Annotated in this window: 1 protein-coding gene and 1 pseudogene; one reads left to right on the forward strand and one right to left on the reverse strand. The window is 30.6% G+C overall.

Going from position 1 to position 986, the window contains the following annotated elements:
- The coding region (locus tag AC1DTM_RS28560) for a sensor histidine kinase (protein WP_477001498.1) at nt 1-656 on the forward strand (656 nt) is incomplete at its 5' end.
- Between the two features lie 58 nt (nt 657-714).
- On the opposite strand, the pseudogene AC1DTM_RS28565 reads toward AC1DTM_RS28560, so the two are convergent.
- Nucleotides 715-986 (reverse strand): annotated as a pseudogene (locus tag AC1DTM_RS28565) (hypothetical protein); the annotation flags it as partial.

Below are 986 nucleotides of genomic sequence, written 5' to 3' on the forward strand. Positions count from 1 at the left end.
CTCTTACTGTAATGAAAGGATACTTAGAAGGGATGATATACAATATTGGCCCTTATCAAAATCGTGATCAATATTTAAAGAAAAATCATCAAATTATTGAAAGTATGGAACAATTAGTTCGTGAAATTTTAAGCATGTCGAAATTAGAACAACACACCTTTAAACTAAAGATAGAAGAAGTTAATCTTTCAAAGTTAATAGGTACAATCACAAAAGATCTTGAATTTTTTGCTTCTCAAAAAAGCATCCAAATAATAAAAGAAATTGATTCTGACCTTTCTGTTTATACAGATCGTGTTCTTCTTGAAAAAGCATGTAAAAATATTATCCATAATGCGGTTATGTATTCACCAAATAATGAAAAAGTCTATATAAAGTTAAGTGAGGATTCTAAACAAGGTCAAATCCAAACGCAAATTATAAATACAGGTGTCAATATCAAAGAAGAAGATATACAACAAATTTTCAAACCATTTTATCGAATTGAAAAATCAAGGAATCGAAATACTGGAGGAAGTGGTTTAGGGCTATATATAGTTAAGCAAATTCTTGAAACGCTAGGCATGAAGTATTCTATAAATAATGTGGAACAAGGTGTACAATTTTGCATGAACATTCCATTATCTAAACAAAAAACAAACAAACTCCCCTCTTAGTAGGACGAGTTTGTTTGTTTTTTTGTAGTTTTAGTATTGATATTTTTCGAGATACTTTTTAAGCAATATTGGGATTAGCTTTTTTACTAATCCACATACCTAAGCCCACCATGCCAAGCCAACAGCAAATTGCTAACATAAACATCAATTGTCGTACGGATAACCCTTCATTTTGCATTTGACTCTTCCCTACAATTGTTTGGAAAAGTTGCGACCATTCGACATCGTAAAACACCCCTACTCCCACAATCACAATCAATATAAAAAATTGTAAAAATATATTCCCTATATTTCTCCATGTTGTGTAAATGAGTAAAGAAAGCTCTCTAT

It is taken from the genome of Bacillus sp. P4_D3 (assembly GCF_056401855.1).